Below are 23,852 nucleotides of genomic sequence, written 5' to 3' on the forward strand. Positions count from 1 at the left end.
CGACAAGGAGACCGGATGCTGCAGGAGCGGATCGAACCCGCCTGGATCGACGCCTTCGAGGCCATGCTGCGGCGCTGTGCGCTGCAGGCGGGCGAAGTGGTCGCGATTCTCGGCGAGACGCAAAGCCGGCCCGTGCTGGTCGAATTGGCGCACCTGGCCGCGGCGCGGCTGGGCGCGCGCTGTTTCCGCCTCACGCTGCCTTCGGTGTTCAGCACCAGCGAGCCGGTGCAGCGCTCCACCGGCGCGTGCCCCGCGATCCAGCAGCTGCAGCCGGTGATCGCCGCGCTCGCGGGCAGCCAGCTCGTGATCGACTGCACCGCCGAGGGCCTGATGCACGCGCCCGAGCTGCCCGCCATCCTCGCGGGCGCGGGCGGCACGCAGCCGCGCGTGGTCTACGTGAGCAACGAACACCCCGAGGCGCTGATGCGCCTGCTGCCCGACGAGGCCACCGAAGCGCGCGTGAAGGCGCACGTGAAGCGCCTGCGCGGCGCCCAGCGCATGCGCGTGACCTCGGCCGCGGGCACCGACCTGCACATCGACCTGGCCGGCGCGGTGTTCGGCGGCAACTGGGGCAGCACCACGCGGCCCGGCACGCTCACGCACTGGCCCGGCGGCCTGGTGCTGGGCTTTCCCGCCGCGGGCACGGTCAACGGCACGCTGGTGCTGGCCGAGGGCGACGTCAACCTCACCTTCAAGCGCTACATCGAGCGGCCGATCGCGCTCACCGTCGAGGCCGACACGGTCACGCGCATCGAGGGCAGCGGCGTCGACGCCGAGCTGCTGCGCAGCCACTACGCGGCCTGGAACGAGCCCGAGGCCTATGCGGTGAGCCACGTGGGCTACGGCCTCAACGAGCGCGCGCGCTGGGACAGCATGGCGCTCTACGACAAACGCGATTTCAATGGCACCGAGTTGCGCGCCTTCGCGGGCAATTTTCTCTACAGCACCGGCGCCAACGAGGTCGCGGGCCGGCACACGCGCGGGCACTTCGATTTCCCGCTGCGCCACTGCACCGTCGCGCTCGACGGGCAGGTGGTGATCGACGCCGGGCAGGTGGTGGCATGAACAGCCTGCCCACCTTCACCGCGCTCGGCAGCGGGCCCACCGTGCTCATGCTGCACGGCATCGGCGGCGGCCACCTGGCCTTCGCGCCGCAGGTCGAAACGCTCGCGGGCGCGGGCTACCGCGCCATCGCATGGGACATGCCGGGCTACGGCCGCAGCGCGCCCATCGAGCCCTACACCTTCAAGGGCCTGGCGCAAAGCTGCGTCGACCTGATCGACGCCCTGCAGTGCGAGAGCGTGGTGCTCGTGGGCCACAGCATGGGCGGCATGGTCGCGCAGGAGGTGGTGGCGCGACGGCCCGACAAGGTCCGCCGCCTGGTGCTCGCAGGCACCTCGGCCGCCTTCGGCAAGCGCACCGACGGCCGCAGCGCCGAGGCCTGGGCGCAGCAGTTCATCGCCCAGCGCACCGCGCCGCTGGACGCCGGCAAGACCATGGCCGAAGTGGCCCAGGTGCTGGTGCCGCAGATGACCGGCCCGGGCGCCTTGCCCGAAGGCCTGCGCCTGGCCGAGCACTGCATGGGCGGTGTGCCCGCAGCCACCTACCGGCGCGCACTCGAATGCCTGGTCACCTTCGACCGCCAGCAGCAGCTCGCCGACATCCGCGTGCCCACGCTGCTCATCGGCGGCGAGTTCGACCGGGTGGCCTCGCCCGCGGTGATGAAGCAGATGGGCGAGGCCATTCCGCGCGCGCGCTACGCCGAGCTCAAGGGCATCGGCCACCTCATGAACCTCGAAGCGCCCGACGACTTCGACGGCCTGCTGCTGGGCTTTCTCGCCGAGCCCGCGCCCGCGCCGCACGCCGACCTGCACTGAGACCGCCCCAAGGAGACACGCCCATGAACCGCGACCCCCTGTCCACCGGCCTGGACTTCACGCCCGCCGTGGGCGACATGGCTTTCACGCCGCTGCAGCGCGAACTGCTCACCGTGGCCCACCGCCTGGGCCGCGAGAAGTTCGCGCCGCGTGCCGCGCAGTGGGACCGCGAGGCGAGCTTTCCCTTCGCCAACTACGACGACCTGCGCGAGGCCGGCTTCCTCAAGCTCTGCGTGCCGCGCGAGCACGGCGGCCTGGGCGCCGACTACCCCACCTACATGATGGTGGCGGCCGAGATCGGCCGCTTCTGTGGCGCCACCGCGCTCACCTGGAACATGCACATCTGCAGCACCATGTGGACGGGCGTGCTCGCCGACGGCATACCCATGACCGACGCGCAGCGCAGCGAGCACACGGCGCGGCGCGAGCTGCATTTCCGCCGCATCGTCGACGACGGCGCGCTCTATGCCCAGCCCTTCAGCGAAGGCTCGGCCGCCGCGGCCGGGCGTGCGCCCTTCGGCACCACGGCGAAGAAGGTCGAGGGCGGCTGGCTCATCAACGGGCGCAAGATTTTCGCCAGCCTCTCGGGCGCGGCCGACTACTACGGCATCCTCTGCACCGAAGACGTGGACGGCAAGGATCCCGACCCGCGCGACACCATGTACATCAGCGTGCCCGCCACCAGCGCGGGCCTGACCATCAGCGGTGAATGGGACCCGCTGGGCATGCGCGGCACCGTCAGCCGCAACCTCCAGTTCAAGGACGTGTTCGTGAGCGACGCCGAGCAGCTCATGCCGCGCGGCATCTACTTCACGGGCGCGCAGACCTGGCCGGCCATGTTCTTCACGCTCGCGCCCACCTACCTGGGCCTGGCCAACGCGGCCTACGACTTCACCGTGAAGTACCTGCGCGGCGAGGTCGAGGGCGAGCCGCCCGTGAAGCGCCGCCAGTACCCGACCAAGCAGATCGCGGTGGCGCAGATGCGCATCCAGCTCGAGGCCATGAAGAGCCTGTTCGTGCGCGCCATTCAGGAAGCGCGGCCCAACCCGGGCAAGGACGAGAAGCTGCGCCTGTACGCGGCGCACCACACGGTGATGGAAGGTGCCAACGACATCGCGCGCCTGGCCATCCGCACCTGCGGCGGCCAGAGCATGATGAAGCACCTGCCGCTGGAGCGCCTCTACCGCGACAGCCGCTGCGGCTCGCTCATGCTGCCCTGGACGGCCGAACTCATCGTCGACCGCATGGGCCGCGAAACGCTTTACGAGCCGGGCGAAAGAGACGCCTGAGCGCGGCCGGCGCGCGGTGCGCGCGCTTCGGCCCCGAAGCCGTGGAAGCCGAAGGCCATGGCCGGACGCTCGCCGCTGATGAGCTCGGCCAGGGCCTTGCCCGAACCGGCGCCGTGCGTCCAGCCCAGCGTGCCGTGGCCCGCGTTGATCCACAGGCCTTTCACGGGCAGGCGGCCGATCAGGGGAATGTTGGTCGGCGTCGCGGGGCGCAGGCCGGTCCAGAAGCGCGGGTTGCCGCCTTCCGAAGGCAGCCGCGTGTCGGCCACGCCGGGGAACACCTCTTCGATGCGGCGCACCAGCATCTCGCAGCGTTTGCGGGCCAGCGGCGTGTCCAGCGACAGGTCGAAGCCGCCGAGCTCGATGGTGCCGGCCACGCGCAGCTCGTTGCCCAGGCGCGAGAGCGCGATCTTGCGGCTGTCGTCGATCATGCTCACGAAGGGCGCGCGCTCGGGCTCGAGCAGTGGCAGCGTGGCGCTGTAGCCCTTGCCCGGGTAGATGGGCACGCGCACGCCGATGCGCGCGAGCAGTGGCGTGGTGTACGAACCGCAGGCCACCACGGTGGCGTCGGCCTTGAGGGCGGAGAGCACGCCGGTTTCGCGGTGGCGCACGCGCACGCTGGCCACGGCACCGCCGGCCACCTCGATCTGCTCGATGTCGTGGCCGAACAGCAGGCGCGCGCCGCGCGCGGCGCACAGCGCGGCCAGCTGCTGCGTGAACACGCGCGCGTCGCCCGACTCGTCGCTTTCGGTGAAGGTGCCGCCCACGATGCGATCGCCGTACGAGGCCAGCGCGGGTTCGATGCGCAGCAGCTCGTCGCGCGAGACCACGCGGCGCTTCACGCCGAAGTGGCCCATGAGCTCGGCCGCGCCGGCCGCGCCGTCGAAGGATTTCTGGTCGACGTAGAAGTGCGCGATGCCGCGCTCGAGGCGGTGGTAATCGATGCCGGTCTCGCGCACCACGTCTTTCAGTGCCGCGTGGCTGTACGAGCCCAGCGCCACCAGCTGCGCCACGTTGCGCTCGAAAGCCGCGTCGTTGCACTGCGCAAGGAACTGCAGGCCCCAGCGCCACTGCGCCGGGTCGAGCTGCGGGCGAAACAGCAGCGGCGAGGTGGGCGAGAACATCCACTTGAGCGCTTTCAGCGGCGCTTCGCGGTTGGCCCAGGGCTCGCAATAGCTGACCGAGATCTGCGCGGCGTTGGCGAAGCTGGTCTCCAGCGCCGCGCCGGGCTGGCGTTCGACGAGCGTGACCTCGTGGCCGCGCTGCAGCAGGTGCCAGGCGGTGCTCACGCCGATGATGCCGGCGCCCAGAACGGTGACTTTCATGGTGGATCTCCCGGCGCGGTGCGCCTGTGCCGCCAGTGTCGGGAAATCCCCGTCCGAAATGAAGCGGGATTCAAGCAAAATCGAGTTCATCAGTTTGGCTGATGAAAGAGCCCCGATGAGCACCTTCGATCCCGACGCCCTCGAATGCCTGGCCGCCATCGTGGAAGAGGGTGGCTTCGAGCGCGCCGCGCAGCGCCTGTCCATCACGCAGTCGGCCGTGTCGCAGCGGCTGCGCGCGCTCGAGGCGCAGGTGGGCACGGTGCTGATCGTGCGCAGCCGCCCGCTCAAGCCCACGCCCGCGGGCCAGCTCATGCTCAAGCACGCCAAGATGATGCGGCTGCTGCGCGCCGACCTCGAGAAGGACCTGAAGGAGCTCGCGCCCAGCAACGCCGCCAGCGGCCGCGGCGAGGAGCGCATTTCGGTGGCCATCAATGCCGACAGCATCGCCACCTGGGCCCTGCCCGCCCTCGACGCGCTGGCGCGCGCGGGCCTGCCGGTGGAAATCATCGCCGACGACCAGGAGTTCACCCACGAGTGGCTGCGCGAAGGCCAGGTGCTGGGCTGCGTGACCTCGCTGGGCCAGGCGTTGCGCGGCTGCCGCATGGAGCCGCTGGGCGTGATGGACTACGTGCTGGTGGCAGAGCCCGGCTTTGCGCAGGAGCACTGCCCCAAGGGCCTGAACACGCAGAACTTCCACCGCCTGCCCTTCATCGCCTTCAACCGCAAGGACCAGCTGCAGCACGCCTTTGTCGAACAGCGCTTCGGCCTCTCGCGCGTGGTGCTCAAGCAGCGCTTCGTGCCGTCCAGCGAAGGCCAGGTGCGCGCGGTGCTCGCTGGCTGGGGCGTAAGTGTGGTGCCCGAGCTGCTGGTGCGCGAACGCATCGCGCGCGGCGAACTGGTGGACCTGGCGCCGCGCCACCGCGTGGGCGTGGCGCTGCACTGGCACTGCTGGAACCTGAGCTCTGACGTGCTCGACGCGCTGAGCGCGGCGCTGCGCGACGCGGCCGGCCGGGCCCTGCGCGCGCCGCTCTGAGGCGCACACAAAAAAGCCCCGCGCGGGCGGGGCCTGGGCAGCGCCTGCGCGCCGGCCTCACTTGGGCATGATCACCGTGTCGATCACGTGGATGACGCCGTTGCTCGCGGCCACGTCGGTCGCCACCACCTTGGCGTTGTCCACGGTCACACCGCCCGAGGTGCCCACCGTGATCTCGCCGCCCTGCACGGTCTTCACCTTGCCGGCCTTCACGTCCTTGGCCATCACCTTGCCCGGCACCACGTGGTAGGTGAGCACGGCGGTGAGCTTGGCCTTGTCCTTGAGCAGCGCATCGAGCTGGTCTTTGGGGATCTTGGCAAAGGCCTCGTCCGACGGCGCGAACACCGTGAACGGGCCCGGGCCCTTGAGGGTGTCCACCAGGCCGGCGGCCTGCACCGCGGTCACCAGGGTCTTGAACGAGCCGGCGGACACGGCGGTGTCCACGATGTCCTTGGCGTGGGCGGCAGCGAGGGCGCCGAACGCGAGCACGGAGGCAATGAGGGTCTTCTTCATGCAGAGGTCCTTCCTGAAGCCGCGGTCAACATAGACCGCGGCGGGAATTTAAACCATGTTGTTCGCAAGAAGACTGAATAGTTTTAAAGACGACCAAAAAGTAAGGAAGTCGACGATCAGGTTGAACTCGGGCAGAATCCGGCGATCACAACGGGCTTTTGCCTCGATCGCCTTTCCATGCCGCCAGCCGCCAAGTCCTCCGCCGCCCCCAAGCTCAGCTTTCGCGAGCAGATGCACCTCGCCCGCGAGGACGCCATCATTTCGGCGGTCAACCGTTTCCTGGCCGAGAAGGGCTTCGACGCCATGACCGTCGACGAGGTCGCGGCCGACGTGGGCATCGCCAAGGCCAGCCTGTACAAGCACTTCCCGAGCAAGGAAGACCTGGCCGCCGCGGCCATGGTGCGTGTGATGGACCGCGCGCGCGCCTTCCTCGACGGCCTGCAGGCCGACCCGAACGCGCGCCCGCTCGACCAGCTCAAGGCCGTGGCGCGCTGGACCATGGAGGTGCAGCTCGATGGCGAGATGCCCTCGCTGCCGAGCGAGAACTCCTCGCTGCGCACCACGCTGATCAACAACAAGGCCTACATGGACGGCCTGATGGATGTGAGCGAGCGCCTGGGCGCGTGGATCACCGCGGCCCAGGCCGACGGCAGCATCAGCCCCGCGCTGCCGCCCATCGCGGTGCTCTACACGCTGTACGCGCGCGCCTGCGATCCGGTGCTCGGCTTTCTCAAGATGTCCGAGCTCTACACGCGCGAGCAGATCGTCGACATGGTGCTCAGCACCTGCTTCGAAGGCCTGCGCGCGCGCTGATGCCGGCGGTGCTCAGCGCACCAGGAGCACGGGGGATTTGCACTGGGCCAGCACCTTGGTGGCCACCGAACCCAGCACCAGGTTGCCCAGCGCGCCGTGGCCGTGCGAGCCCATGATCACCAGGTCGAACTTGCCGGCGTCGGCGGCCTTGGCGATGAGTTCGCCCGCGGGGCCCACCTTGTGCACCACCTTGGCCGCGATGCCGTGGCGCTGCAGGAATTTGGCCACCGGCCCCGTGATCTTGGCCGCTTCGTCCTCGTGGAACTTGTTGGCCACCGTGGCGCCCACGGCCGCGCGGGCCCGCGGGGGCAGCGGGGCCTGCACGCTGATTGCGGTGAAGTCGTTGTCGCTGCCGAACAGCTCGTCGTGGGCCGCGAGGTAGGCCAGCATTTTCTTGGTGTAGGCGCTGCCGTCGACAGCAAGCAGGATCTTCATCGGGTGCTCCTTGGTGTTGTGGGAAGAGGAATTGCAGGAGCGCGCAGTGTAGGGCCCGGCCTGCGCCTTGCACCTTGAGCCGGATCAAGCCGGACCGATGTCCACCGTGCCCACGGGATCGAAGCCGAGCTGCTCGTGCTTGTCGCGGTAGCCGAGCGGGTTGGCCTTGATGCGGCAGCGGCCCACGCGCACGTCGGTCGGGCAGTGCAGGTGGCCATGCAGCCAGAGGTCCGCGGACGGCAGCAGCTCATCGAGTGCGTTGCAAAAGCCCGCGGTGCCCGGCGTGAGGCCGTAACGCGGATCGGCGCTGTGCAGCGTGGGCGCGAAATGGGTGACCACCACCGTGGGCCCGTCGAAGGGCTGGGCCAGCGCATCGCGCAGCCAGGCCTGGCATTCGAGGCCCAGCGCGCGCATGGCCGCGGCGTCGAACAGCGCGCCGCCGCGCTGGCTCGCCATGCTGCGCAGGTAATGGTTGGCGGCGCGAAAGGCCTTCTCGCGCTGCTGAAGCGGGTCGGTGCCCGGCGGGTGGATCGCGTCGTAGTCGGTCCACAGCGTGGTGCCCACGAAGCGCACGCCACGCCAGATCCAGGTCTCGCGCTCGAGCCAGCGCAGGCCCAGGCGTTCGCAGGTGGCGCGCAGGCGGGCGTGGGCGTCGTCCACATCGAGCGCGTCGTACTCGTGGTTGCCCGGCACGAACAGCACCGGTACCGGCCAATCCGCGAAGCGGCCCAGGCCCCAGTCGGGTTCGGGCATGGTGCTGCCGTCGCGGCGGCGCTGGTACGAGCCCACGTCGCCCGCGAGCACCAGGAGTTCGGCGCCCGGGGCGGGGCGCGGCTCGAAATCGGGGTTGGCCTCGAGGTGCAGGTCGCTGAGCAGCTGGATCTTCATGCGCCGATTGTCGCGGCCTCGCCCAGCCCGTCGCGCGCGGCCCGGGCCACGGCCTCACGCAGCCAGCGGTGCGCGCCGTCGTGCTGGCGCTGGCGGTGCCACAGCGTGTCCACGTGCACCTCGGGCACGTCCAGCGGCAGCTCGGCGATCGCGAGCTCGTCCTCCATGCCGGTGGCCGACACGAAGTGGCGCGGCAGCACGGTGAGCAGGTCGGTGGTGGTGACCACGCGCCCCGCGGTGAAGAACTGGTTCACCGTGAGCACCACCCGGCGGATGCGCGAGCGCGCGGTCAGCGCCTCGTCGACGAAGCCGAAGGGCCGGCCCGAGAAACTCACGAGCAGGTGGCGCGCCGCGCAGTACTCGTCGAGCGTGAGCGGGCGGCCGGCCATGGGGTGGCCGCGGCGCATCACCACCACGTAGCGGCCGTCGTAGAGCCGCTGGAAGGCGAAGCGCGGCAGCTCGTCCTGCTGCTGCGCCGCACCGAGTTCGGCGATGACCGCCGGGAAGTGACCGATGGCCACGTCCACCGTGCCGCTTTCCAGCAGCTCGCGCGGATCGCGCGTGGTCAGCGGCAGCACGCGCAGGTTCACGCCCGGGGCCTCGGCCTCGCAGATGTTGACCAGGCTGGGCACCAGCTTGGCGGCGGTGGCGTCGGCCATGGCGAGGTGAAAGGTGTTGCTCGCCGAGCCGGGTTCGAACTCGCCGGGCGCGAGCGCCCCGCGCAGCAGGCCCAGCGCCTCGCGCACCGCGGGCCACAGCGCCATCGCCGCGGGCGTGGGCTCCACGCCGAAGCCGGCGCGCCGCACCAGCTCGTCGCCCAGCAGCTCGCGCAGGCGGCGCAGCGCGTTGCTCACCGCGGGCTGCGTCATGGCCAGGTTGTGGGCCGCGCGCGTGAGATTGCGCTCGGCCATCACCTCGTCGAAGACGCGCAGCAGGTTGAGGTCGAAGGTGCGGAAGTTCGGTGGATTCATCATGATGATGAATGGTATCCATCATCAAAATAAAGTGGCGAGATATCGGGGTAAACCCTAGAGTACCGCCCATGCACCCCACCGGGTGTTCTTCAAGGAGTTGCCATGAGCACCACCCTCTCCGCACCGCTGTCTGTTGCCGCCTCTGCTTCCGCTTCGCCCGCCGCCTCTTCCGACGGCGCCCGCCGCCTGAGCGCCCTCCTGCTCGCTGCCGTGCTCGCCACGCTGGTCGTGATCGCCGACCAGGTGATCGACACCTGGGCCGATGGCCACCTCATGCTCGCCTGGGTCAGCCTCTGGGCCCTGGTGTTCGCCGGCCTCGCGCTGTTCGCCGACACCGCCCGCCGCGGCGCCCGCCGCGCCGTGGCCGCGCTCGACGACTGGTCGCGTTCGCTGGCCGAGGCCCGCGCCGAAATGCGCCTGTGGGAAATGGCCCGCCAGGACCCGCGCCTCATGACCGAGCTGGTCGCCGCGCGCAACCGCGCCGAAGTCGAACTGGAAACCCAGGCCGCCCCGGCCCAGGACTTCAGCGACGCGCTGGCCCCGATCGGCCTGCCCCAGGCCGCCACGGTCGACACGCGCAGCTACTGGGAACGTCTGGCCGCCAGCCGCGCCCGCTACGCCCAGATGCACTTCATCTGACCAGCGCCCGCGCATGAAAAAAGCCGCTCCGAGGAGCGGCTTTTTTGCGTCTGCGGGGCGCCCGCTCAGGCGGCCAGGCGCTGCTCGATGCGGGCCTTGGTGTCGGTCAGCTCGCGCGGCAGGTGATAGGCCAGCTGCTGGAACAGCTCGGCGTGCAGCTCCAGCTCCTTCACCCAGGCGGCCTTGTCGATCGCGGTCACGGTGGCGTACTGCTCGCGCGAGAAGGCCAGGCCGTTCCACTGGATGTCCTCATAGCGCGGGCTCGTGCCGAAGGCGTGTTCCACGCCCTGGCCGCGGCCTTCGATGCGGTCGATCATCCACTTGAGCACGCGCATGTTCTCGCCGAAGCCCGGCCACACGAACTTGCCGCTCTCGTCCTTGCGGAACCAGTTGACGCAGAAGATGCCCGGCAGCTTGGCGCCCTGGGCCTTCAGTTTGCTGCCCATGTCGAGCCAGTGCTGGAAGTAGTCGCTCATGTTGTAGCCCGTGAAGGGCAGCATGGCGAACGGGTCGCGGCGCACCACGCCCTGAGCGCCGAAGGCGGCGGCGGTGGTTTCCGAACCCATGGTGGCGGCCATGTAGACGCCCTCGGTCCAGTCGCGCGCTTCGGTCACCAGCGGCACGGTGGTGCTGCGGCGGCCGCCGAAGATGAAGGCGTCGATGGCCACGCCCTTGGGGTCGTCCCAGGCGCTGTCGAGCGCGGGGTTGTTGGTGGCGGCCACGGTGAAGCGTGCGTTGGGGTGCGCGGCCTTGGCGCCGGTTTCCTTGGCGATCTGCGGCGTCCAGTCCTTGCCTTGCCAGTCGATGGCGTGCGCGGGCGCATCGCCCATGCCCTCCCACCAGACGTCGCCGTCGTCGGTGAGCGCGACGTTGGTGAAGATCACGTCCTTGTTCAGGCTGGCCATGCAGTTCGGGTTGGTCAGCGTGTTGGTGCCAGGGGCCACGCCGAAGTAGCCGGCCTCGGGGTTGATCGCGTAAAGGCGGCCGTCGGCGGCCGGCTTGATCCAGGCGATGTCGTCGCCGATGGTGGTGACCTTCCAGCCTTCGAAGCCCTGCGGCGGGATCAGCATGGCGAAGTTGGTCTTGCCGCAGGCGCTGGGGAAGGCCGCGGCCACGTGGTACTTCTTGCCCTCGGGGCTGGTCACGCCCAGGATCAGCATGTGCTCGGCCAGCCAGCCCTGCTGGCGGCCCATGGTGGAGGCGATGCGCAGCGCGAAGCACTTCTTGCCCAGCAGCGCGTTGCCGCCGTAGCCCGAGCCGTAGCTCCAGATCTCGCGCGTCTCGGGGTAGTGCACGATGTACTTGACCGTGGGGTTGCAGGGCCAGACGGTCTTGTCCTTCTCGCCGGGCTGCAGCGGCGCGCCCACGGTGTGTACGCAGGGCACGAAGTCGCCGTCGGCGCCGAGCACGTCGAACACGGCCTTGCCCATGCGGGTCATGAGCTTCATGTTCACCGCCACGTAGGCGCTGTCGGAGAGCTCCACGCCGATGTGGGCGATGGGGCTGCCCAGCGGACCCATGCTGAACGGCACCACATACATGGTGCGGCCGCGCATGCAGCCGTCAAACAGCGGCTGCAGGGTGGCGCGCATCTCGGCCGGGGCTTTCCAGTTGTTGGTCGGGCCGGCGTCTTCCTGGCGCTCGCTGCAGATGAAGGTGCGGTCTTCCACGCGCGCCACGTCCGAGGGGTCGGTGCTCGCAAGGTAGCTGTTGGCGCGCTTGGCCGGGTTCAGGCGCTTGAAGGTGCCGGCGTCGACCAGCTGCTGGCACAGGCGGTCGTACTCGGCGTCGCTGCCGTCGCACCAGACGATCTGGTCGGGCTTGCACAGCGCGGCCATGTCGGCCACCCAGGCGATCAGCCGTGCGTGCTTCACGTAGGAGGGGGTGTTGAGGGCCAGGCCCTGCATCACGGGAGAGTTCATCGGACGGACTCCAGAGGTTGAAAACCAGGGGCGGCTCAAGACACCGACAGCCGCAAAAGCGGCTGTCCTGGGGGGCCTGGGCGGCGGATCGGGTCGGTCGGCGCGGCGGCGCGGATCGGCCAATGGCGCAATTTTAGGGACGGGGGCTGCGGGTTACACCCCAGTTACATGCAAACCCCGCATAACGTGATGCAGTTGGCGCGCTCAAAACGGTATGCATGCATACGAAAGGACGCAAAAAAGCCGAAGGCCCCGTGGAGGGGCCTTCGGCTGGGCGCGGGTGGCCGCGCGGGGATTCGGGGGCTGTGCGCCGCGATCAGGCCATGAAGACGGCGATGAAGGCCAGCAGGAACATGAGCACGCCGCCGGCGATGGGCAGCACGATGGGCATCAGCGGCGTGATGGACTCGACCACGTCTTCGGTCTGCTCGGGGGTGTGCTGCGGTTGCTGGGCCATGTCTGCTCCGGTGCGGTGACGACGAAAAACGCGGATTTTAGGCGATGTGCGCGTCAGAGCAGCGCATAGGTGGTGGTGGCGCGGCAGGCGCTTTTGCCATCCTCGGCGCCGCGGATGTCGATCTCGCCGAAGGCCAGGCTCTTGCCGGCGCGGATCACGCGCGCCTCGATCAGCGCGTCCTGCCCCGACAGCGGCTTGAGAAAGCTGGTGTTCATCTGCACCGTGGTGCAGGGCCGGAAAGCGCCGAAGTGGCGGATCAGCGCGAGCACCATGGCCGTGTCGGCCGCGGCCATCATGGCCTGGCCGCACAGCATGCCGCCCACGCGGCTGAGCTGGTCGCTTTGTGGCAGGCGCAGCGTGACCGCGCCCTCGGCGTGGCTTTCGACCGTGAGGCCCAGGGCCTGGACCCAGGGGGCGAAGTACTCGGGCAGGGCGGCTTGCAGCGTGGCGTGGTCCATGGGGGCAGGGGGCTGGGGTTACTGGACATGCGCGGCAAAGCCCGCGCCATTGAGCAGGCCGATCACCTGCTGCACGTGCTCGCGCCCGCGCGTCTGCAGCACGAGCTCGATCTCCACGTTCTGGGCCGCCAGCAGCGTGAAGGCGCGCTGGTGGTGCACCTCGTCGATGTTGGCGCCGGCCTCGGCCACCAGGGCGGTGATGCGCGCGAGGTTGCCCGGCACGTCGCGCGCGTTGACGGCGATGCGCGCGAGCCGGCCCGCGCGCACCATGCCGCGCTCGATGATCGAGGCCAGCAGCATCGGGTCGATGTTGCCGCCGCACAGCACCAGGCCCACGCGCCGGCCGCGGAACCGCCGCGGGTGCTTGAGCAGCGCGGCCAGGCCGGCCGCGCCCGCGCCTTCGACCAGGGTCTTCTCGATCTCGAGCAGCATCACGATGGCCTGCTCGATGTCGCCTTCGTCGACCAGCAGCAGGTCGTCCACGCGTTCGCGCACGATGGGGATGTTGACCTCGCCCGGCGTGCCCACGGCGATGCCTTCGGCGATGGTGCTGCTGCCCTGCGCGTGCTGCGTGCCCTTGATGGCGTTGACCATGGCGGGGAAGCGCTCGGTCTGCACGCCGACCACCTCGATGCCGGGGCGCAGCGCTTTGGCCGCAGTGGCCATGCCGGCGATCAGGCCGCCGCCGCCGACGGCGATCACCAGGGTGTCGAGATCGGGCACGTCGGCCAGCATCTCGAGCGCCACCGTGCCCTGGCCGGCCACGATGGCCTCGTCGTCGTAGGGGTGCACGAACACCAGCCCCTGCTGCTCGGCCAGTGCGCGCGCGTGGGCGCGGGCCTCGTCGAGCGTGTCGCCGTGCAGCACCACCTCGGCGCCGAAGCCGCGGGTGCGCTCCACCTTCACACCGGGGGTGAAGCGCGGCATGACGATCACGGCGCGCAGGCCCAGGCGCTGCGCGTGGTAGGCCACGCCCTGGGCATGGTTGCCCGCGCTCATGGCGATCACGCCGCGCGAGCGTTCCTCGGGCGTGAGCTGCGCGAGCTTGTTGCAGGCCCCACGCTCCTTGAAGGACGCGGTGTACTGCAGGTTCTCGAACTTCAGGAACACCTGGCAGCCCGTGAGCTGCGAGAGCGTGCGCGATTCCACGCAGGGGGTGCGCAGGAGCTGGCCTTCGAGGCGGGCGGCCGCGGCGCGGATGTCGTCGATCTGGAGCATGGCGCGATTGTGGCCTCGCCGCCGTGGAAAAAGCCCCGGAACGCCTGTCATCACGCACTTCCATCAGGCATCAAGCTGCGTTATGGTGCGCCGCACAGGGGCCGTACTCCCAGGCGCCCCGCCACCGTGGAGGTTGTCGCCCGAGGTTCGCACATGAACAAAAGGTCGTTGTCACCGACTCCCCTGGTTCGCCCGCCGGAAGCGCGCGCGCTGGGCGAAGGGCGCCTGCATGTGCCGCACGGCCTGCGCCAGGCCCCGGTGCTCGATCTCATGTGCTCGCACTTCGTGCTCACGCTGGCCGCGCGCCAGGGCCCGCGCTTCAACGTGCGGCGCGATCTCAACACCCTGCTGTCGCTCGCGGGCCGCCACCTGGTGTGGCCGCACACGGTGCTGCAGCGCCTGCGCGAATTCCTGCAGCGCCGCTGCAAGGACAACGACCTCTGGGCCGGCCACGACAAGCTCGCCACCGGCGCCTTCATGGACCGCTACGGCGTGTGGCGCGGCCCCTATGAAGAGGGCACGCTGTTCTTCTACCTCGACGAATACGCCAAGGAAGCGCCCAAGGACCTGCTCTCGGTGCTGGCCGTCACGGGCGACTGGCTGAGCCAGGCGCTCAAGAAGCAGAGCACGCTGGTGGAGAAGAACATCGACGCGCTGGCCGAGCTGCTGCAGCTCAACCGCGCCGAGCGCGCGCTGCTGCTCTACGGCACGCTCGCGCGCTACCAGCGCGACCTGCGCTCCATCCTGGTCGAATTCAAGGTCAACAACGCGCCCGAGGCCTATGCGGCCATCGCCGATGTGGCCGGCGTGAAGGCCAGCGAGGTGGGCGAGGCGCTGCGCGCGGGCTCGCGGCTCGAGCGCATCGGCATGGTCGAGAACCTGATCTCCGAGCACAACATCACCGACCTCGCCGACCTCATGAAGGTCAGCGAGAAGCTGCCGCCGGTGCTGATGCGCGAGTACCGCTCGCAGAGCGAGCTCATGGCGGTGTTCACGCGGCCGGCCGCGAAGTCGGCCCTGAGCCCGGCCGACTTCGACTACGTGGCCGACGACGTGCGCCTGCTCAGCGGCCTGCTGCGCGAGGCCGTGGCGCGCAAGGAAGCCGGCGTCAACGTGCTGCTCTATGGCCCCCCGGGCACCGGCAAGACCGAGCTCGCGCGCGTGGTCGCGCAGGCCGCGGGCCTGGCGCTGTTCGAGGTCGAGTACGCCGACCGCGACGGCAACGCGCTCTCGGGCCGCGACCGCTACCGCTCGCTGCAGATCGCGCAGGTTTTTCTCAAAGGCACGGCGCAGTCGGCGCTGCTGTTCGACGAGGTCGAGGACGTGTTCCCGCCGATCTCCAACGAGGCCGCGCAGTTCATGGCGCGCGCCGAGCAGGTGCCCGCGCCGCACAGCCATTCGGTGAGCGGCAAGGCCTGGGTCAACCAGGTGCTTGAATCGAATGCGGTGCCCACGGTCTGGATCACCAACCGCATCGAGCAGATCGACCCTGCCTTTCGCCGCCGCTTCGCCTACCACCTCGAGCTCAAGAGCCCGCCGCCCGGCGCGCGCGAGCAGCTGGTGCGCAAGACGCTCGACGGCGTGGCCGTGAGCGACGCCCTGGTGGCGCGCCTGACCGAGCGCAAGGGCCTCACGCCGGCGCAGATCCGCACCGCGGTGCGCTTCGCGCAGCTGGCGGCCGCGCCCGTGCGCGCGAGCGGCCGTCGCACGGGCAAGGCGGCCCGGGCCGCCACGCCGCCGATGCTCGACGCGCTCATCGAACGCCAGTTGCTCCACGCCGACCGCGCGCTCGGCCGGGCCCCCGATGCGGTGCAGCGCCCCAGCGTCACGCAGTACAGCCTGGACATGCTCAACGTCGACGCGCGCTACCCGATCCCGCGCATCATCGAGGCGCTCAAGGCGCGCGGCCACGGCTGCCTGTGTTTCCATGGCGCGCCCGGCACCGGCAAGACCGCGCTGGCCGAGCACATCGCCCAGCAGCTCGGCCGCCCGCTCATGATCCGCCGCGCGAGCGACCTCGTGAGCAAGTTCGTGGGCGAAACCGAGCAGCAGATGGCGGCCATGTTCCGCGAGGCCGAGGCCGAGCGCGCGGTGCTGCTGCTCGACGAGGCCGACAGCTTCCTGCAGGACCGCCGCGGCGCGCAGCGCACCTACGAAGTCACAGAGGTCAACGAGATGCTGCAGGGCATGGAGCGGTTCGCGGGCATCTTCGTGTGCACCACCAACCTCATGGACAGCATCGACCAGGCGGCGCTGCGGCGCTTCACGTTCAAGATCCGCTTCAAGCCGCTCACGCGCGAGCAGCGCGAGACCATGTTCGTGGTCGAGGCCCTGGGCGGCGACCCGGCCCGCCTCGACGCCGCCTGGGCCCGCCGGCTGGGGCTGCTCGAGCAGCTGTGCCCGGGCGACTTCGCGGCCGTCAAGCGCCAGGCCGACATCCTCGGGACGGCCATGGAGCCGGCCGAGTTCCTCGAGCAGCTCGAGGCCGAGCACCGCATCAAGCCCGAGGTGCGCGAGCAGCGCGGCATGGGCTTCGTGCACTAGCGCCCGCGAGCGCCCAGCAAAAAGGCCACCCGGAGGTGGCCTTTTTCATGGGGGGCTGCGCGCTCAGTGCAGCAGGCTCATGGGTTTGCTGGGCAGCTCGTCGGCGTCGTAGTCGGGGTGGTGCTCGACAAAGAAGGCCAGCTTGGCGTCCAGGCGCGCGAGGCGCCGGTTGGCCTCGCCTTCGTGGTGGTGCTTGCAGATCAGGTTGAACAGCTTGCCGCGCAGGAACCACAGGTCGCGCGGGGACAGGCAGCTCATCAGGGCGGCGTGCAGGCGCACGCGCAGCGGGTCCTGGATGTCGGCCATGGCCGCGTGGAATTCGTCGACGAGATAGTCCAGGTCCAGCACCTGGGTGTCCTGCTGGATGGGCGCCTTGCGCTTGCCAAGCCAGTTCAGTCTGAAAAACATTGCCGCGCTCCGTGCAGTCGATTCGTGTGATGGGAGAACCCCTTGCTTGGAACATCGGCAGCGGCCCGCCGCTCTTGAGCGGTGGGAGCCGGCGGATGGACGGCTCCCGACGGGCGGTCTGGCGTGTCCAACGGAGGTGTGCTCTCTCGCCGATGGAACCCCGAAAAGTTCGAAGAAGGCATTACCGCGGTCGCGGGGCAAGCCCCGGAGGGTTTGCGATCGAGGCCGTGGCAGCCATGGGTGCATGGTGCCGGCCGCCCGGGGCGGGCACAAATGGGAACGCTTGCAGCGCCTTGTGGTGAAAACCCCGCAGGGCGCGCCCGGGGGTTCCCGGCGGGCGGGGGGCCTCAGAGAAAGGCGCTTACCACGCCCACCACGTCTTCGCCGTAGGCCGCGCGCTTCTTCTCGCCGATGCCGCTGATGCCGTCGAGATCGCTGATGTCGGTGGGGCGGCGCTGCGCGATCGCGCGCAGCGTGGCGTCGTGAAAGATCACGTAGGCCGGCAGGTTGTGCGCCTTGGCCACCTGCGCGCGCCAGGTCTTGAGCGCTTCCAGGCATTCGCGCTCGACCAGCGACAGCGGCGAGCCGTCGTCGCCCAGCGGCGGCTTGGCGCGCGCGCCGCGCGAGCGCGAGGGCGCGCGTTCGGCCTGGATGCGCAGCCGCACCCCGGCCTCGCCCTTGAGGATGGCGCGCGCGCCGTCGGCCAGGTGCAGGGTGTTGTAGGGCGCGTCGGTCACGCGCACCGCCTCGATGGCGATGAGCTGGCGCAGCAGCGCGCGCCACTGGGTCTCGCTCCAGTCGGCGCCGATGCCGAAGGTGCTCAGGGTTTCATGGCCGTTCTGCAGCACCTTCTCGGTCGACTTGCCGCGCAGGATGTCCATGATGTGGCCCGCGCCGTAGCCGTGGCCGCTGGCCTGCTGCACGCGGTAGATGCACGAGAGCAGCTTGCGCGCGGGCTCGGTGGCGTCGAACAGCTCGGGCGGGTTCAGGCAGTTGTCGCAGTTGCCGCAGGGCTGGCTGTCTTCGCCGAAGTAGCGCAGCAGGCGCACGCGGCGGCAGTCGCTGGCCTCGGCGAGCGCCAGCAGGGCGTCGAGCTTGCCGCGCAGCACCTGCTTGAACTCGTCGGGCGCGGGGCTGTCGTCGATCATGCGGCGCTGGTTCACCACGTCCTGCAGGCCGTAGGCCATCCAGGCGTTGGCGGGCTCGCCGTCGCGGCCCGCGCGGCCGGTTTCCTGGTAGTAGCCCTCGATGTTCTTGGGCATGTCCAGGTGCGCCACGAAGCGCACGTCGGGCTTGTCGATGCCCATGCCGAAGGCGATCGTGGCGACCATGATCAGGCCCTCTTCGCGCAGGAACCGGTCCTGGTGCTGCTGGCGCACGGCGGCGTCGAGGCCCGCGTGGTAGGGCAGGGCCTTGAGCCCGGCCTGTTGCAGCATCTCGGCCACCTCTTCGACGCGGCGGCGCGACTGGCAGTACACCACGCCCGCGTCGTGCTGGCCCTGCGCGCCCATGTGCTCGTCGCGGATGAAGCGCAGCAGCTGGCCGGTGGCGTCTTTCTTCTCGACCAGCATGTAGCGGATGTTGGGCCGGTCGAAGCTGCTCACGAAGGTGCGCGCGTCCTGCAGCTGCAGCCGCTCGACGATGTCGGCGCGCGTGAGCGCGTCGGCCGTGGCCGTGAGCGCGATGCGCGGCACGCCCGCGAAGCGCTCGGGCAGCACCGCGAGCTCGCGGTACTCGGGGCGGAAGTCGTGGCCCCACTGGCTCACGCAGTGGGCCTCGTCGATCGCGAACAGGCTCAGCCGGCCCTGCGCGTGCAGGCTCTCGAGCATGGCCTGGCAGCGCGGCGTGAGCAGCCGCTCGGGCGCCACGTAGAGCAGGGTGAGCTCGCCGCGGCGCAGCTGCTGCTCGATGCGCTGCGCGTCGTCGAGCGAGAGGCTGCTGTTGAGGTAGGCCGCGCTCACGCCGGCTTCGGTGAGCGCGCCCACCTGGTCGTGCATGAGCGCGATCAGCGGCGACACCACCACCGCCACGCCATGCCCCGCGCGCTCGCGCACGATGGCCGGCACCTGGTAGCACAGCGACTTGCCGCCGCCCGTGGGCATGAGCACCAGCGCATCGCCGCCGTCGCTCACGTGGCTGACGATCTGCGCCTGCGGGCCGCGGAAGGCCTCGTAGCCGAACACCGACTGCAGCACACCAATGCACTGCTCGAGGGTCTCGGCGCCGGGCGCCAGGTCGATCGCTCCCATGCTGGACTCAGGCCCGCCGGCTCACATCTGCTCCCACGGCAGGCCGTCGTGGCGCCAGCCGTTGAGCGTGGAGCGGTGGAAGTGCTCGTTGAGCTCGCCTTCGAAGCCGTGTAGCACGTGCTGCACGTCGGTGAAGCCCGCGGCCTCGAGCGCCTTGGCCGCGTCGAGCGTGCGCTTGCCGCTGCGGCAGATCAGCAGCAGCGGGCGGTCCTTGGCGCCGGCCTCGCGCGCCACGGCCTGCGCGAAGCGCTCGGGATCGGGCGTGAGGTCGGGGTATTCGTACCAGGGGATGTTCTCGACCCCGGGCGGACGGCCCACGTAGAGCGATTCGATCTCCATGCGCACGTCCACGAACAGCGGCGGTTCCTGGCCGAGCGCGCGGCGGCGCTCGGTTTCGGCCTGCAGCCAGGTCCAGGCTTCCTTGGGGGACAGGTGCTTCATGGGCGCGTATTGTCGGCCATGCCTTGCCCCTGCCCGACGAGGGGCAGGGGGGCCTTCTTACAATTCATTGATGGACAAGACCCCTTCCGCCCACGCCCGCGGCTACACCCGCGCCCAGGCCCTGCCGGCCATCCTCGAGCAACGCATCGCCATCCTCGACGGTGCGATGGGCACCATGATCCAGCGCTTCAAACTCGACGAGGCGCAGTACCGCGGCGAACGCTTCAAGGACTTTCCCAAGGACGTGAAGGGCAACAACGAGCTGCTCAGCCTCACGCGGCCCGACGTGATCCGCGACATCCACGAGGGCTACCTCGCCGCGGGCGCCGACCTGATCGAGACCAACACCTTCGGCGCCACGACCATCGCGCAGGCCGACTACGACATGGCCCACCTCGCGCGTGAGATGAACCTGGCCTCGGCGCGCCTGGCGCGCGAAGCGTGCGACAAGTTCAGCACGGCCGACAAGCCGCGCTTCGTGGCCGGCGCGCTCGGCCCCACGCCCAAGACCGCGAGCATCAGCCCCGACGTGAACGACGCTGGTGCGCGCAACGTCACCTTCGACGAACTGCGCGCGGCCTACCGCGAGCAGGTCGAGGCCCTGATGGAAGGCGGCGCCGACGTGCTGCTGGTCGAGACCATCTTCGACACGCTCAACGCCAAGGCCGCGCTGTTCGCCATCGACGAGGTCTTCGAGGCCACGGGCGAGCGGCTGCCGCTGATCGTCAGCGGCACCGTCACCGACGCCTCGGGCCGCATCCTCAGCGGCCAGACGGTGAGCGCCTTCTGGGCCAGCGTGCGCCACCTGCAGCCGCTGGCCGTGGGCCTGAACTGCGCGCTCGGCGCGGCGCTGATGCGGCCCTACATCCAGGAGCTCGCCAAGGTCGCGGGCGACACCTTCATCAGCTGCTACCCCAACGCCGGCCTGCCCAACCCCATGAGCGACACCGGCTTCGACGAGACGCCCGAGGTCACCAGCCGCCTGCTGCACGAGTTCGCGGCCGAGGGCCTGGTGAACATCGTGGGCGGCTGCTGCGGCACCACGCCCGACCACATCGCCGCCATCGGCCGCGCGGTGCAGCCACTGGCGCCGCGCCATCGCGCCGGCTTCTACGCCGAAGCCGCCTGAGCCCGGCCCTGCCCGATACCCGACGATTTGCTCGGGTATCGGGGCCGCGGTGACAATCGCGCTTCCCTTCAAGGGGAGTAGTCGGCCTGCCACCCCGCGCACAGCGAGGCCTCGGCAGTGCGGCGTTCTCGTCAATTCGCGGTTGTCAAAGGCCGCCGGGAACGTCCAGCCACCCAGCGGGTGGTGGTGGCAAGACCTTGGGGTGTTCGTCAACACCAAAACTGAGGTCTTTCATGGAAAGCATTGCCCCGCTGTGGTTGTGGGTGGTTTTTGTCGCGTTCGTCCTGGCCGCGCTGTTCGTCGACTTCGTGCTGCTCAAGAAGCAGGGCGCGCACGAAGTGGGCGTGAAGGAAGCGCTCAACTGGTCGCTGATCTGGATCGCGCTGAGCTTCGTGTTCAACGGCCTGCTCTGGTGGGCCGTCAAGGACACCACGGGCTCGACCGCGGTGGCCAACGAGAAGTCGCTCGAGTTCCTCACGGGCTACCTGATCGAGAAGAGCCTGGCGGTCGACAACATCTTCGTCTTCCTGATGATCTTCACCTACTTCGCGGTGCCACCGGCATTCCAGAAGCGGGTGCTCATGATCGGCATCCTGGGCGCCATCGTGTTGCGCACGGTGATGATCCTCATCGGCGGCTGGCTGCTGGCGCAGTTCCACTGGATCCTCTACGTGTTCGGTGCCTTCCTGGTGCTCACGGGCGTCAAGATGTGGTGGGCCGCGGGCAAGGAGCCCAGCCTCGACGAGAACCCCGCGCTCAAGCTGCTGCGCCGCCTCATGCCGGTGAGCCAGAACTTCGACGGCGAAAAGTTCTTCACCGTGGAGAACGGCAAGCGCATCGCCACGCCGCTGCTGATGGTGGTGGCCCTGGTGGGCGTGACCGACGTGATCTTCGCGGTCGACTCCATCCCCGCCATCTTCGCCATCACGCGCGATCCGTTCATCGTGCTCACGAGCAACGTGTTCGCCATCCTGGGCCTGCGCGCCATGTTCTTCCTGCTGCAGGCCGTGGCCAGCAAGTTCCACCTGCTCAACTACGGCCTGGCGGTGATCCTGGTGTTCATCGGCACCAAGATGATGCTGATCGACATCTTCAAGATCCCGGTGGCGGTGTCGCTGGGCGTGGTGGTGGGCATCCTGGCCATCACCATGGTCTGGAGCGCCAAGACCGCGCCGAACACCTGAGCACTGCCGCGGCGCGCACCAACATGGCACAGGCGTTGCTAATGCCTGTGCCATGAGCGCACTCGAGATCCCCAGCCTGGTGAGCAGCGCGGTGGCCCCGTCCACCGCGGCCTGGCGCGACCCGCTGGGCCTGCTGCTCGCGAGCACGGGCGAGGGCGTGTTCGGCGTCGACCTCGACGGCCTGTGCGTGTTCATCAACCACGCCGGCGCGCGCATGATCGGCTACCGGCCCGAAGAGCTGCTGGGCTGCAACATGCACGAGCTCACCCACCATTCGCACGCCGACGGCGCGGCCTACCCGGTGGAAGACTGCCCCATCTTCAACGCCTTTCGCGGTGGCGAGCCCTGCCGCATCGACACCGAGGTGTTCTGGCGCCGCGACGGCAGCGCCTTTCCGGTCGAGTACAGCAGCCACCCCATCGTCGATGGCGGCGCGGTGCGCGGCGCGGTCGTGACTTTCATCGACATCACCGAGCGCCGCCGCGCGGCCGACGCGCTGCAGGCCGCCAAGGACGAGCTCGAGCTGCGGGTGCGCGAGCGCACCCATGCCCTGGAGACCGCGCTGCACCAGGTGCGCGAACTCGCGGCGCGCACCGAAGCCGTGCGCGAAGAAGAGCGCACCCGCATCGCGCGCGAGGTGCACGACGAGCTGGGCAGCCTGCTGGTGGCGCTCAAGATGGACGTGAACTGGATGGACAAGCGCCTGTCCGAGCAGGGCCGGCGCAGCGCGCCCGAGGCCGAGGACATGCGCGCGCGCATGCGCTGCAAGTGCCAGAACATGAGCCGGCTGATCGAGAACGCGGTCGACAACGTGGGCCGCATCATCACCGACCTGCGCCCCAGCATCCTCGACCACCAGGGCCTGTGGGCCGCGCTCGAATGGCAGGCGCAGGAATTCGTGGCCAGCGCCGAACTGGCGCTCGACTGGCACATGGACGTGGACGACGCGCCCGAGCCCGCCGAGCCGCAGGCCATGGCGGTGTTCCGCATCTTCCAGGAGATGCTCTCCAACGTCGGCCGCCACGCGCGGGCCCGTCGGGTGGCGGTGCGCATCCGTCACCGCGACGGGCAGCTGCAACTGTCGGTGCGCGACGATGGCATCGGCGCGCCCCCCCAGGCCTTCGAGGCCGCGGATGCCTACGGTGTGATGGGCATGCGCGAACGCGCGCGGCACTTCGGGGGCGACATCCACATCCAGAGCCAACCGGGCCAGGGCACGCACATGGCGCTCACCATGGCGCTCAAACCCGACCAGACCGCATGAACAGCGAATTCAGCGAGGCCAGCCGCTTCGACCTGCTGGCCGACACCATCCGCGTGCTGATCGGCGACGACCACCGCATCGTGCGCGAAGGCCTCAAGCAGATCCTGGCCGAAGCGCCCGACGTGACCGTGGTGGCCGAGGCGCAGAGCGGCGACGAGGTGCTGGCCCAGGTGCGCGCGCTCGGCGGGCCCGAGGGCATCGACCTGGTGCTGCTCGACGTGGCCATGCCCGGCAGCGACGGCCTCGACGTGCTGCAGCGCCTGCGCAAGGAGCACCCGCGCCTGCCCGTGCTCATGCTCAGCACCTACCCCGAGAAGCAGTACGCGGTCCGCTGCATCCGCCTGGGCGCCTGCGGTTACCTCAACAAGAGCGCCGACCCCGACGACATGCTGCTCGCGGTGCGCAAGTGCGCGGGCGGCGGCCGCTACCTCACACCCGCCACGGCCGAGGCGCTGGCCGCGGCCGTCGGCGGCGCGCACGCGCAGGTCGGGCCCGAGGCGCTGTCGCACCGCGAGCACCAGGTCTACCGCCTGCTCACGCAGGGGCTCACCGTGAGCGAAATTGGTGCACAGCTCGGCCTGGCCCCCAACACGGTGAGCACCTACCGGGCGCGCATCCTCGAAAAGACCGGCACCAAGAACGACGTCGAGCTCGCGCTGTACGCCGAAAGGCACCGCGCGGGCGGCTGATCGGCGCGCTTTGTAGGGCTGGCCCTACACGGCATCGGGCGCGGGCCCACGAAAACACGCCGGGCCGCCGAAGCGGGCCGCGCCGGGCCCCAACTGGCCCGGCCCT

23 protein-coding genes are annotated in these 23,852 nt (G+C 69.8%); 11 read left to right on the forward strand and 12 right to left on the reverse strand.

Annotated features, from left to right (window positions below):
• Nucleotides 1-15: 15 nt before the first annotated feature.
• The 3 genes from WDZ95_RS15990 to WDZ95_RS16000 are packed head-to-tail and all read left to right on the forward strand — an operon-like array spanning nucleotide 16 to nucleotide 3,166.
• On the forward strand, nucleotides 16-1,065 hold the full coding sequence (locus WDZ95_RS15990) for a peptidase M29 (RefSeq protein ID WP_425779823.1): 1,050 nt from the start codon (nucleotides 16-18) through the stop codon (nucleotides 1,063-1,065).
• Nucleotides 1,062-1,877 carry an alpha/beta fold hydrolase gene (locus WDZ95_RS15995; protein ID WP_425779825.1) on the forward strand — a complete coding sequence of 272 codons (816 nt, stop codon included), beginning with the start codon at nucleotides 1,062-1,064 and terminating at the stop codon, nucleotides 1,875-1,877. Before WDZ95_RS15990 ends, WDZ95_RS15995 begins: the two co-directional genes overlap by 4 nt.
• A 23-nt stretch (nucleotides 1,878-1,900) precedes the next feature.
• A complete protein-coding gene (locus WDZ95_RS16000) occupies nucleotides 1,901-3,166 on the forward strand; it encodes an acyl-CoA dehydrogenase family protein (RefSeq protein WP_425779826.1) in 1,266 nt (421 codons plus the stop codon).
• Here the strand turns inward: WDZ95_RS16000 and WDZ95_RS16005 are convergent.
• Complete coding sequence (locus tag WDZ95_RS16005) at nucleotides 3,139-4,488, reverse strand: D-amino acid dehydrogenase (protein ID WP_425779828.1); 1,350 nt, start codon at nucleotides 4,486-4,488, stop codon at nucleotides 3,139-3,141. The two genes, WDZ95_RS16000 and WDZ95_RS16005, sit on opposite strands and share 28 nt — an antisense overlap.
• Nucleotides 4,489-4,603: 115 nt before the next feature.
• Here WDZ95_RS16005 and WDZ95_RS16010 point away from each other — a divergent pair, with 115 nt between their 5' ends.
• On the forward strand, nucleotides 4,604-5,521 hold the full coding sequence (locus WDZ95_RS16010; protein ID WP_287468502.1) for a LysR family transcriptional regulator ArgP: 918 nt from the start codon (nucleotides 4,604-4,606) through the stop codon (nucleotides 5,519-5,521).
• A gap of 57 nt (nucleotides 5,522-5,578) precedes the next feature.
• Here the strand turns inward: WDZ95_RS16010 and WDZ95_RS16015 are convergent, their stop codons facing one another.
• A complete protein-coding gene (locus WDZ95_RS16015; protein WP_166229273.1) occupies nucleotides 5,579-6,034 on the reverse strand; it encodes a fasciclin domain-containing protein in 456 nt (151 codons plus the stop codon).
• Nucleotides 6,035-6,211: 177 nt separating this feature from the next.
• Here WDZ95_RS16015 and WDZ95_RS16020 point away from each other — a divergent pair, with 177 nt between their 5' ends.
• A complete protein-coding gene (locus tag WDZ95_RS16020; RefSeq protein ID WP_240936426.1) occupies nucleotides 6,212-6,847 on the forward strand; it encodes a TetR/AcrR family transcriptional regulator in 636 nt (211 codons plus the stop codon).
• A gap of 12 nt (nucleotides 6,848-6,859) precedes the next feature.
• Here WDZ95_RS16020 and WDZ95_RS16025 read toward each other — a convergent pair whose 3' ends face one another.
• The 3 genes from WDZ95_RS16025 to WDZ95_RS16035 form a co-directional block, all read right to left on the reverse strand.
• Nucleotides 6,860-7,282 carry a universal stress protein gene (locus WDZ95_RS16025; protein WP_166229275.1) on the reverse strand — a complete coding sequence of 141 codons (423 nt, stop codon included), beginning with the start codon at nucleotides 7,280-7,282 and terminating at the stop codon, nucleotides 6,860-6,862.
• Nucleotides 7,283-7,366: 84 nt separating this feature from the next.
• Entirely contained in the window at nucleotides 7,367-8,170 is an 804-nt protein-coding gene (locus WDZ95_RS16030) for a metallophosphoesterase (protein WP_425779832.1), read from the reverse strand.
• Nucleotides 8,167-9,141: a LysR family transcriptional regulator gene (locus WDZ95_RS16035; protein ID WP_287468504.1), complete on the reverse strand. Its 975-nt coding sequence runs from the start codon at nucleotides 9,139-9,141 to the stop codon at nucleotides 8,167-8,169. The genes WDZ95_RS16030 and WDZ95_RS16035 overlap by 4 nt, the downstream gene beginning before the upstream one ends.
• A 105-nt stretch (nucleotides 9,142-9,246) precedes the next feature.
• Between WDZ95_RS16035 and WDZ95_RS16040 the strand changes: the two genes are divergently transcribed.
• Nucleotides 9,247-9,783: a hypothetical protein gene (locus tag WDZ95_RS16040; protein WP_425779834.1), complete on the forward strand. Its 537-nt coding sequence runs from the start codon at nucleotides 9,247-9,249 to the stop codon at nucleotides 9,781-9,783.
• 65 nt (nucleotides 9,784-9,848) lie between these two features.
• Here the strand turns inward: WDZ95_RS16040 and WDZ95_RS16045 are convergent, their stop codons facing one another.
• The 4 genes from WDZ95_RS16045 to WDZ95_RS16060 all read right to left on the reverse strand — a co-directional run bounded on the left by WDZ95_RS16045 (nucleotide 9,849) and on the right by WDZ95_RS16060 (nucleotide 13,838).
• A complete protein-coding gene (locus tag WDZ95_RS16045; protein WP_425779836.1) occupies nucleotides 9,849-11,705 on the reverse strand; it encodes a phosphoenolpyruvate carboxykinase (GTP) in 1,857 nt (618 codons plus the stop codon).
• A 316-nt stretch (nucleotides 11,706-12,021) separates the two neighbouring features.
• The gene (locus WDZ95_RS16050) at nucleotides 12,022-12,162 is read right to left on the reverse strand and encodes a hypothetical protein (protein ID WP_166229282.1); all 141 of its coding nucleotides are present in this window, start codon (nucleotides 12,160-12,162) and stop codon (nucleotides 12,022-12,024) included.
• A 53-nt stretch (nucleotides 12,163-12,215) separates the two neighbouring features.
• On the reverse strand, nucleotides 12,216-12,620 hold the full coding sequence (locus WDZ95_RS16055; protein WP_425779838.1) for a PaaI family thioesterase: 405 nt from the start codon (nucleotides 12,618-12,620) through the stop codon (nucleotides 12,216-12,218).
• Nucleotides 12,621-12,638: 18 nt separating this feature from the next.
• Nucleotides 12,639-13,838, reverse strand: coding sequence for a threonine ammonia-lyase (locus WDZ95_RS16060; RefSeq protein ID WP_425779840.1), 1,200 nt, complete (start codon nucleotides 13,836-13,838; stop codon nucleotides 12,639-12,641).
• 270 nt (nucleotides 13,839-14,108) lie between these two features.
• Here WDZ95_RS16060 and WDZ95_RS16065 point away from each other — a divergent pair, with 270 nt between their 5' ends.
• Entirely contained in the window at nucleotides 14,109-16,382 is a 2,274-nt protein-coding gene (locus WDZ95_RS16065) for an ATP-binding protein (protein WP_425779965.1), read from the forward strand.
• A gap of 63 nt (nucleotides 16,383-16,445) precedes the next feature.
• Here WDZ95_RS16065 and WDZ95_RS16070 read toward each other — a convergent pair whose 3' ends face one another.
• The 3 genes from WDZ95_RS16070 to WDZ95_RS16080 form a co-directional block, all read right to left on the reverse strand.
• The gene (locus WDZ95_RS16070) at nucleotides 16,446-16,790 is read right to left on the reverse strand and encodes a hypothetical protein (RefSeq protein ID WP_166229288.1); all 345 of its coding nucleotides are present in this window, start codon (nucleotides 16,788-16,790) and stop codon (nucleotides 16,446-16,448) included.
• A gap of 347 nt (nucleotides 16,791-17,137) precedes the next feature.
• Nucleotides 17,138-19,039 carry a DNA helicase RecQ gene (gene recQ / locus WDZ95_RS16075; protein WP_425779842.1) on the reverse strand — a complete coding sequence of 634 codons (1,902 nt, stop codon included), beginning with the start codon at nucleotides 19,037-19,039 and terminating at the stop codon, nucleotides 17,138-17,140.
• Between the two features lie 21 nt (nucleotides 19,040-19,060).
• Nucleotides 19,061-19,480 carry a rhodanese-like domain-containing protein gene (locus tag WDZ95_RS16080; protein WP_166229292.1) on the reverse strand — a complete coding sequence of 140 codons (420 nt, stop codon included), beginning with the start codon at nucleotides 19,478-19,480 and terminating at the stop codon, nucleotides 19,061-19,063.
• Nucleotides 19,481-19,550: 70 nt separating this feature from the next.
• On the opposite strand from WDZ95_RS16080, the gene WDZ95_RS16085 reads away from it, so the two are divergent.
• The 4 genes from WDZ95_RS16085 to WDZ95_RS16100 all read left to right on the forward strand — a co-directional run bounded on the left by WDZ95_RS16085 (nucleotide 19,551) and on the right by WDZ95_RS16100 (nucleotide 23,746).
• Entirely contained in the window at nucleotides 19,551-20,609 is a 1,059-nt protein-coding gene (locus WDZ95_RS16085; protein WP_425779844.1) for a homocysteine S-methyltransferase family protein, read from the forward strand.
• Nucleotides 20,610-20,842: 233 nt separating this feature from the next.
• Entirely contained in the window at nucleotides 20,843-21,793 is a 951-nt protein-coding gene (locus tag WDZ95_RS16090) for a TerC family protein (protein ID WP_425779846.1), read from the forward strand.
• A gap of 52 nt (nucleotides 21,794-21,845) precedes the next feature.
• Nucleotides 21,846-23,057 (forward strand): PAS domain-containing sensor histidine kinase, encoded by a 1,212-nt coding sequence (locus tag WDZ95_RS16095; protein ID WP_425779848.1) that lies wholly within the window; start codon nucleotides 21,846-21,848, stop codon nucleotides 23,055-23,057.
• Nucleotides 23,054-23,746 (forward strand): response regulator, encoded by a 693-nt coding sequence (locus tag WDZ95_RS16100; RefSeq protein WP_425779850.1) that lies wholly within the window; start codon nucleotides 23,054-23,056, stop codon nucleotides 23,744-23,746. Before WDZ95_RS16095 ends, WDZ95_RS16100 begins: the two co-directional genes overlap by 4 nt.
• The last annotated feature ends 106 nt before the right edge of the window (nucleotides 23,747-23,852 follow it).

Origin of the sequence: Hydrogenophaga sp. T2, from assembly GCF_049843535.1 — a bacterium.
GTDB classification, from domain to species: domain Bacteria; phylum Pseudomonadota; class Gammaproteobacteria; order Burkholderiales; family Burkholderiaceae_C; genus Hydrogenophaga; species Hydrogenophaga crocea.